Here is a 9,245-nt window from a genome sequence, read left to right as displayed (position 1 = left end):
GGAGTGGCAGCCCCAGGGTTGATAGAAATATCGTCCTGGGGCTTCATCTTTCCAGACCTCAGAGTAAACCTGAAACCGGAAAGCTTCAGGCACCCGCCGTTATCTTACCCTTCCTTAGCAAAATAGCTGTTTATTTATACAGTTAATCCTGTTTCGGACTTCTCACTCCCCATTTGATCAACCGAAGCTGAACCCGTTTTTTTCTGCATGCCTCAATCGTCAAAATTCTTCGCCGCCAGCCAGCTATGACGCAACTGGTCACATTGCAAAAGTAGCCAAATTGCTTCAGTCACAATCAGTTCACCATCACCAAAGAAAGAAACATTCCAGAACTTCCGCATCTCGCCCAGCCGCTCCGACTTCTATACTGAATAGAAAACGCCAACATAAGAGAAACCTATGCCATTACCCGATTTTCATGTTTCTGAACCTTTTACCCTCGGTATTGAACTGGAAATGCAGGTGGTTAATCCGCCGGGCTATGACTTAAGCCAGGACTCTTCAATGCTGATTGACGCGGTTAAAAATAAGATCACGGCCGGAGAGGTAAAGCACGATATCACCGAAAGTATGCTGGAGCTGGCGACGGATGTTTGCCGTGATATCAACCAGGCTGCCGGGCAATTTTCAGCGATGCAGAAAGTCGTATTGCAGGCAGCCGCAGACCATCATCTGGAAATTTGCGGCGGTGGCACGCACCCGTTTCAGAAATGGCAGCGTCAGGAGGTATGCGATAACGAACGCTATCAACGAACGCTGGAAAACTTTGGCTATCTCATCCAGCAGGCGACCGTTTTTGGTCAGCATGTCCATGTTGGCTGCGCCAGTGGCGATGACGCCATTTATTTGCTGCACGGCCTGTCACGGTTTGTGCCACACTTCATCGCCCTTTCCGCCGCGTCGCCATATATGCAGGGAACGGATACGCGTTTTGCCTCCTCACGGCCCAATATTTTTTCCGCCTTTCCCGATAATGGCCCGATGCCGTGGGTCAGTAACTGGCAACAATTTGAAGCCCTGTTTCGCTGCCTGAGTTACACCACGATGATCGACAGCATTAAAGATCTGCACTGGGATATTCGCCCCAGTCCTCATTTTGGCACGGTGGAGGTTCGGGTGATGGATACCCCGTTAACCCTTAGCCACGCGGTAAATATGGCGGGATTAATTCAGGCCACCGCCCACTGGTTACTGACGGAACGCTCGTTTAAACATCAGGAGAAAGATTACCTGCTGTATAAATTCAACCGTTTCCAGGCCTGTCGCTATGGGCTGGAAGGCGTCATTACCGATCCGCACACTGGCGATCGTCGACCGCTAACGGAAGACACCTTGCGATTACTGGAAAAAATCGCCCCTTCTGCACATAAAATTGGCGCATCGAGCGCAATTGAAGCACTGCATCGCCAGGTCGTCAGCGGTCTGAATGAAGCGCAGCTGATGCGCGATTTCGTCGCCGATGGCGGCTCGCTGATTGGGCTGGTGAAAAAGCATTGTGAGATCTGGGCCGGTGACTAAGTCGGGAATTGCCTTACAGAAGAATATCCCTGACAATGGTGTTTTAACTTACATTTAACAATGTTATGAAACACCCTTTAGAAACCTTGACCACCGCAGCAGGCATCTTGCTGATGGCTTTCCTCTCTTGCCTGCTGCTGCCCGCCCCCGCACTGGGGCTGACGCTGGCACAAAAACTGGTGACCACGTTCCATTTGATGGATCTTAGCCAGCTTTACACTTTATTGTTTTGCCTGTGGTTTTTAGTGCTGGGCGCTATTGAGTATTTTGTTCTGCGCTTTATCTGGCGACGCTGGTTCTCGCTGGCGGATTAAACGTCGATTATCGCCGTACTTCGCGGCATACTTTGCTTATTCTCCTTCGCCTAAAGGAACGTTTATGGATAAGCAATCACTGCACGAAACGGCGAAACGCCTGGCCCTTGAGTTACCCTTTGTCGAGCTTTGCTGGCCTTTTGGCCCGGAGTTCGATGTGTTTAAAATTGGCGGCAAGATTTTTATATTGTCGTCAGAACTGCGCGGCGTCCCCTTTATCAATCTGAAGTCCGATCCACAAAAATCCCTGTTAAATCAGCAAATATACCCAAGCATTAAGCCAGGGTATCACATGAATAAAAAGCACTGGATTTCGGTGTATCCCGGCGAAGAAATCTCCGAAGCGTTACTTTGCGATCTGATCAACGATTCGTGGAATCTGGTGGTTGATGGCTTAGCTAAACGCGATCAAAAAAGGCTGCGCCCTGGCTAAAGTGGAAATCTATAGCGCATTTTTCTCGCTTACCATTTCTCGTTGAACCTTGTAATCTGCTGGCACGCAAAATTACTTACACATGGAGTCTTTATGGATATCATTTCTGTCGCCTTAAAGCGTCATTCCACTAAGGCATTTGATGCCAGCAAAAAACTTACCCCGGAACAGGCCGAGCAGATTAAAACCCTGCTGCAATACAGCCCATCCAGCACCAACTCCCAGCCGTGGCATTTTATTGTTGCCAGCACGGAAGAAGGTAAAGCGCGTGTTGCCAAATCCGCTGCCGGTAATTACGTGTTCAACGAGCGTAAAATGCTTGATGCCTCGCACGTCGTGGTGTTCTGTGCAAAAACTGCGATGGACGATGCCTGGCTGAAGCTGGTTGTTGACCAGGAAGATGCCGATGGCCGCTTTGCCACGCCGGAAGCGAAAGCCGCGAACGATAAAGGTCGCAAGTTCTTCGCCGATATGCACCGTAAAGATCTGCATGATGATGCAGAGTGGATGGCAAAACAGGTTTATCTCAACGTCGGTAACTTCCTGCTCGGCGTTGCAGCGCTGGGTCTGGACGCGGTACCCATCGAAGGTTTTGACGCCGCCATCCTCGATGAAGAATTTGGTCTGAAAGAGAAAGGCTATACCAGTCTGGTGGTTGTTCCTGTAGGTCATCACAGCGTTGAAGATTTTAACGCGACGCTGCCGAAATCTCGTCTGCCGCAAAGTATCACCTTAACCGAAGTGTAATTATCCTGACAGCCGGGACCCTATCCCGGCTCAGATTGCTGACAAAGTGCGCTTTGTTTATGCCGGATGCGGCGTGACCGCCTTATCCTGCCTACAAGTTCGTGCCAATTCATTCAAGGTAGGCATGATAAGCGTAGCGCATCAGGCAATTTTATATTTGCCATCAGCCCTCGCAGGAAATTCTCCCATCAGATTCTCCTGATTTGCATAACCCTGTTTCTGCCGTCATCATAGGCCGCTGTTGTATAAAGGAGACGTTATGCAGGATTTAATATCCCAGGTTGAAGATTTAGCGGGTATTGAGTTTGATCACACCACCTCGATGGTAATGATTTTCGGTATTATTTTTCTGACCGCCGTTGTAGTGCATATTATTTTGCACTGGGTGGTACTACGTACCTTCGAAAAACGTGCCATCGCCAGCTCACGGCTGTGGCTGCAAATCATTACCCAGAATAAACTCTTCCACCGTTTAGCTTTTACCCTGCAGGGGATTATCGTCAATATTCAGGCGGTATTCTGGCTGCAAAAAGGCACCGAAGCGGCTGATATTCTGACCACCTGCGCGCAGTTGTGGATCATGATGTATGCGCTGCTTTCTGTCTTCTCTCTGCTGGATGTTATTTTGAATCTGGCACAGAAATTCCCGGCGGCAAAACAGTTGCCGTTAAAAGGGATATTTCAGGGGATTAAACTGATCGGCGCGATTCTGGTCGGCATTTTGATGATCTCACTGCTGATTGGTCAGTCGCCAGCAATTCTGATCAGTGGTCTTGGCGCGATGGCCGCCGTGCTGATGTTGGTGTTTAAAGATCCGATTCTTGGTCTGGTTGCAGGTATTCAGCTTTCCGCAAACGATATGCTGAAACTGGGCGACTGGCTGGAAATGCCAAAATACGGCGCGGATGGCGCGGTGATCGATATCGGCTTAACCACCGTCAAAGTGCGCAACTGGGACAATACTATTACCACTATTCCCACCTGGTCGCTGGTATCTGACTCCTTTAAAAACTGGAGCGGGATGTCAGCCTCTGGCGGGCGGCGTATTAAGCGCAGTATCAGTATTGATGTCACCAGTATTCGTTTTCTTGATGAAACTGAAATGCAGCGGCTGAATAAAGCGCATCTGTTAAAGCCTTATTTAACCAGTCGCCATCAGGAAATTAATGAGTGGAACCGCCTGCAAGGTTCTACGGAGTCAGTATTAAACCTGCGCCGAATGACCAATGTTGGAACCTTTCGTGCCTATCTGAATGAATATCTGCGCAATCATCCGCGGATTCGCAAAGATATGACCTTAATGGTACGCCAGTTAGCTCCGGGCGATAACGGTTTACCGCTTGAGATCTACGCATTTACTAATACCGTGGTGTGGCTGGAATATGAAAGCATTCAGGCTGATATATTCGACCACATATTTGCGATCGTCGAAGAGTTTGGTCTGCGACTTCATCAGTCGCCAACCAGCAATGATATTCGCTCCCTGGCAGAAGCATTTAAGCAGTAATTAAAAAACCGCTCTCATCGAATGGATGAGAGCGGCTTCAGATTGTTGTCATCGTGTTGTCGGATGCAGCGTGAATGCCTTATCCAACCTGCACTATTATTTCGCTTTCCGACGCAGCGTTTTAAACGCCACAAACAGGAATACAATCCACACCGGCAGCAGAATTGCCGACAAGCGCATATCATCCATCGTGCACATCAGCAGCAAAATCATGCCGAGGAAGGCAATGCAGAGATAGTTGCCGAACGGATAAAGCAGCGCCTTAAACTGTGTTTCACGCCCCTGACGTCGCATCGCTGCACGAAAACGCAGATGTGCCAGGCAGATCATAATCCAGTTCAACAGCAGCGTTGCCACCACCAGCGCCATCAGCAGACCAAACGCTTTTTGCGGCAGCAGATAGTTGATTAACACCACCAGCGAAGTGATCGCTCCGGAAAGCATCAGCGAGTTGATCGGCACGCCGCGATGGCTAACACGGGTAAGAAACTTCGGCGCATTCCCCTGCACAGAAAGACCAAACAGCATTCGGCTGTTAGAATAAACCCCGCTGTTGTACACCGATAATGATGCCACCAGAATAACGAAGTTCAGCGCAGAAGCCACCACGTTGCTGTCGAGATTATGGAAAATCATCACAAACGGGCTACTGTTGGATTTCACTTCCACCCACGGATAGAGTGCCAGTAAAACCACCAGTGAACCGATATAAAACAGCAGGATGCGATACACCACCTGATTCACTGCTTTAGGGATGCTTTTTTCCGGATCGCGTGCTTCAGCGGCAGTAATCCCAATCAGCTCCAGACCGCCGAAGGAGAACATAATCACCGCCAGCGACAAAATCAGCCCATTCCAGCCGGTGGCAAAAAAACCACCGTAGCGCCAGAGGTTATCGATACTGGCTTTCTCGCCGCCGTGACCAGAAAACAGCAGCCACAGGCCAAAGCCGATCATACCGATAATCGCCAGCACTTTAATCAGCGCAAACCAGAACTCGGTTTCGCCATATAAGCGCACGTTCACCAGGTTAACGGCGTTGATGATAATAAAGAAGGCGGCAGCCCAAATCCACGTTGGAACATCCGGGAACCAGTACTGCATATAGATGCCCGCAGCGGTCAGCTCTGCCATTCCCACCAGCACGAACATCACCCAGTAGTTCCAGCCAGAGAGGAAGCCCGCAAACGGTCCCCAGTATTTATAGGCAAAGTGGGCAAATGAACCGGATACCGGCTCTTCGACCACCATCTCGCCGAGCTGGCGCATAATCAGGAAAGCGATGATCCCGGCGACGCCGTAGCCCAGCAATACAGCCGGACCCGCCATCTGAATCGCCGGGCCAATGCCAAGAAACAGACCAGTACCAATTGCGCCACCCAGCGCAATCAGTTGAATATGACGGTTATGTAATCCGCGATGAAGCGTCGGCTCTTGATTCGACGCAGTATCTTCCGATACGGTTGACGCGTTTTTCACGCCTTTCCCCTGTGTGTCTTTTTTGTTGAGGGGCACCTTTTAACATTTAGTGCCCATCGTCGCAAGACACAATCCACACGGTTAAACGGGGTATCCTGCTTTTATTTCCGTACCCGACGTCGGTGCAGCCACATCAGCTTATACGCTGCCGGGATAATAAACAGCGACAGCAAAGGTGCGGTGATCATGCCGCCAATCATCGGCGCGGCGATGCGACTCATCACCTCTGAACCTGCTCCCGTTCCCCACAGAATCGGCAGCAGACCAGCGATAATCACCGCCACCGTCATCGCTTTCGGGCGCACGCGCAGGACCGCGCCGTGATATAACGCCTCATCCAGCTTCTGCTCGCTGAATGTTTGCGGATTATTCAACGACGGCTCGGCCTCTATGGCGTGACGTAAATACATCAGCATCACCACGCCAAATTCGGCGGCGACCCCGGCAAGGGCGATAAATCCAGTACCCGTTGCCACGGAAAGATGAAAGCCCATCCACCACAGCAACCAGATGCCGCCCACCAGTGCAAACGGTACGCTGCTGATAATCAGCAACGCTTCGCCCACGCGACGGAACGCCAGGTACAACAGCACGAAGATGATCATCAGCGTCATCGGCACCATGAGTTTCAGCTTATGGTTGGCGCGCTCCAGCAACTCGAACTGCCCGGAAAACGCCACGCTGGTGCCTGGTTTCAACTGCACTTTCTCAGCAATCGCTTTTTGCAGATCGTGAACCACCGACACCATGTCACGATCGCGGGCATCGATATAAATCCAGCTCGTCGGGCGCGCATTCTCGGTTTTCAGCATCGACGGTCCGGTAGAGACTTTAACGTCGGCTACGTCTGCCAGGGTAATTTGCTGCTTCATCGGCGTCAGGATCGGTAGCTGGCGCAGCGCCTGCGGACTATCGCGCCAGCTTTGCGGATAACGCAGATTAATTGGATAACGGGCAATCCCTTCCACCGTTTCGCCAACCATCGCCCCGCCCACCGCAGAGGTCACAAACAACTGCACATCCGCCACCGTCATACCGTAACGCGCGGCTTTTTCACGGTTAATCTCAACGTTGATATAGCGCCCACCTTCCAGACGCTCGGCAAGGGCAGAAGCCACGCCTGGCACCGTTCGCGCCACGTCTTCAATTTGCTCTGCCATCGCGTCGATATCCGCCAGCACAGTGCCGGAAACTTTAATGCCGATGGGGCTTTTAATGCCAGTTGAGAGCATATCGATACGGTTACGAATTGGCGGCACCCACAGATTCGCCAGCCCCGGCAGACGCACGGTGTTATCCAGCTCTTCGATGATTTTGTCCATCGTCATGCCAGGCCGCCACTGATCCTGCGGCTTAAGCTGGATGGTCGTTTCTACCATCTCCAGTGGAGCAGAATCGGTGGCGGTTTCCGCTTTCCCGGTTTTGCCAAATACCCGCGCCACTTCAGGTACGCTCATAATTAGCTTGTCGGTTTTTTGCAGCATACTCGCCGCCTCTGCTGCGGAAATCCCCGGCAGCGTCGATGGCATATACAACAAGTCGCCTTCATTGATCTGCGGTAAAAATTCCCCGCCAACTTTATTGAGCGGCCAGAGAACCGTCAGCACCGAAAGCGCCGCCACCAGCAGCGTGGTTTTCGGCCTGTGCAGTACTTTCAGCAACAGCGGATGATAAACACGAATCAAAAAGCGATTGAGCGGGTTACTGCTTTCTGGCGGAATTTTGCCACGGATCCAGTAACCCATCAGGATAGGGATCACTACGATCGCCAACAGAGCCGCACCCGCCATCGCATAGGTTTTAGTGAACGCCAGCGGGCCAAACAGACGCCCTTCCTGCCCTTCCAGGGTGAAGATCGGGATAAACGACAGCGTGATAATCAGCAGACTGATAAACAGCGCCGGACCCACTTCAACAGACGCATCGGTGATCACCTGCCAGCGCGTTTTATTATCCAGCGTGGCGTCAGGATGCTGGTGCTGCCACTCTTCCAGCCGTTTATGCGCATTCTCGATCATGACGATAGCAGCATCGACCATCGCCCCGACGGCAATCGCAATGCCGCCCAGCGACATAATATTGGCGTTCAGTCCCTGGAAGTGCATGACAATAAAAGCAATACACAACCCCAGCGGCAACGAAATAATCGCCACCAGCGCCGAGCGCACATGCCAGAGAAACAGCGCGCAGACTACCGCCACCACAATAAACTCTTCCAGCAACTTGCCGCTGAGGTTGTCAATGGCGCGGTCAATGAGCTGACTGCGATCGTATGTTGTAACTATCTCCACGCCTTCCGGCAGACTGCTTTTCAGCGTTTCCAGTTTGTCCTTCACGGCGGCGATCACTTCACGGGCGTTTTTGCCGGAACGCAGGATCACCACCCCGCCCGCCACTTCGCCTTCGCCGTTCAGTTCGGCAATGCCCCGGCGCATCTCCGGGCCAACCTGGACCTTCGCAACATCACGCAGATAAACGGGCACGCCATTTTCACTGGCTTTTAAAACGATGTGATTAAAGTCGTCGAGCGTTTGCAGATAGCCGCTGGCGCGCACCATATATTCCGCTTCCGCCAGTTCGATCGACGAACCGCCCGCTTCCTGGTTTGAAACATCCAGCGCGCTTTTTACTTCGGCGAGACTGATGCCATACTGCGCCAGGCGCTGAGGATCGATAACCACCTGATACTCTTTCACCACACCGCCCACCGACGCCACTTCCGCAACGTCAGGGATGGTTTTTAGCTCATATTTGAGAAACCAGTCCTGCAATGAGCGTAAATCGGCCAGATCGTGCTTACCGCTGCGATCCACCAGTGCATATTCATAGATCCAGCCAACACCCGTGGCATCTGGCCCCAGCTCGGCGCTGACTCCCGCAGGCAGTTTACCCTGTACCTGGTTGAGGTACTCCAGCACCCGCGAGCGCGCCCAGTACGGATCGGTGCCATCTTCGAAAATGACATACACATAAGAGTCGCCAAACTGCGAGAAACCGCGCACAGTCTTCGCGCCAGGCACCGACAACATGGTGGTGGTTAGCGGATAAGTCACCTGATTTTCAACGATTTGCGGTGCCTGACCGGGATAGCTGGTTTTAATAATCACCTGCACATCGGAGAGATCCGGCAGCGCATCCACTGGCGTGTTAATGATAGTCCAGGTACCCCAGATACTTAGAAACAACGCGCCCATCAGCACCAGAAAACGGTTCGCCACCGAGCGACGAATAATCCATTCAATCATTG

The 9,245-nt window shown here is 51.8% G+C and carries 8 protein-coding genes; 5 read left to right on the top strand and 3 right to left on the bottom strand.

Annotation, left to right across the window (positions count from 1 at the left end):
- Window positions 1-212 precede the first annotated feature (212 nt).
- Window positions 213-341, bottom strand: a complete 129-nt coding sequence (locus tag D9741_RS23770) for a hypothetical protein (RefSeq protein WP_276319954.1) — start codon at window positions 339-341, stop codon at window positions 213-215.
- A 58-nt stretch (window positions 342-399) separates the two neighbouring features.
- On the opposite strand from D9741_RS23770, the gene D9741_RS06970 reads away from it, so the two are divergent.
- From D9741_RS06970 to ybdG, 5 genes are all read left to right on the top strand, one after another.
- Complete coding sequence (locus D9741_RS06970; RefSeq protein ID WP_130215599.1) at window positions 400-1,518, top strand: YbdK family carboxylate-amine ligase; 1,119 nt, start codon at window positions 400-402, stop codon at window positions 1,516-1,518.
- 65 nt (window positions 1,519-1,583) lie between these two features.
- Entirely contained in the window at window positions 1,584-1,832 is a 249-nt protein-coding gene (locus tag D9741_RS06965) for a DUF1158 domain-containing protein (RefSeq protein ID WP_000682524.1), read from the top strand.
- A 64-nt stretch (window positions 1,833-1,896) separates the two neighbouring features.
- Window positions 1,897-2,265 carry an MmcQ/YjbR family DNA-binding protein gene (locus tag D9741_RS06960; RefSeq protein WP_130215597.1) on the top strand — a complete coding sequence of 123 codons (369 nt, stop codon included), beginning with the start codon at window positions 1,897-1,899 and terminating at the stop codon, window positions 2,263-2,265.
- A gap of 93 nt (window positions 2,266-2,358) precedes the next feature.
- Window positions 2,359-3,012, top strand: coding sequence for an oxygen-insensitive NAD(P)H nitroreductase (gene nfsB, locus D9741_RS06955; protein ID WP_130206403.1), 654 nt, complete (start codon window positions 2,359-2,361; stop codon window positions 3,010-3,012).
- Between the two features lie 259 nt (window positions 3,013-3,271).
- Window positions 3,272-4,519: a mechanosensitive ion channel YbdG gene (gene ybdG / locus D9741_RS06950; protein ID WP_130215595.1), complete on the top strand. Its 1,248-nt coding sequence runs from the start codon at window positions 3,272-3,274 to the stop codon at window positions 4,517-4,519.
- Between the two features lie 96 nt (window positions 4,520-4,615).
- On the opposite strand, the gene pheP is transcribed toward ybdG, so the two are convergent.
- Both pheP and cusA read right to left on the bottom strand, forming a co-directional pair.
- Window positions 4,616-5,998: a phenylalanine transporter gene (pheP, locus tag D9741_RS06945; RefSeq protein WP_064529014.1), complete on the bottom strand. Its 1,383-nt coding sequence runs from the start codon at window positions 5,996-5,998 to the stop codon at window positions 4,616-4,618.
- Between the two features lie 101 nt (window positions 5,999-6,099).
- Window positions 6,100-9,243 (bottom strand): Cu(+)/Ag(+) efflux RND transporter permease subunit CusA, encoded by a 3,144-nt coding sequence (cusA, locus tag D9741_RS06940; RefSeq protein ID WP_130215593.1) that lies wholly within the window; start codon window positions 9,241-9,243, stop codon window positions 6,100-6,102.
- Window positions 9,244-9,245: the final 2 nt, after the last annotated feature.

This window comes from Escherichia sp. E14V7, assembly GCF_004212225.1.
Classification (GTDB): Bacteria; Pseudomonadota; Gammaproteobacteria; order Enterobacterales; family Enterobacteriaceae; genus Escherichia.
The sequence above is the reverse complement of the archived record's forward strand: the minus strand, read 5'-3'. Positions and strand labels throughout refer to the sequence as shown.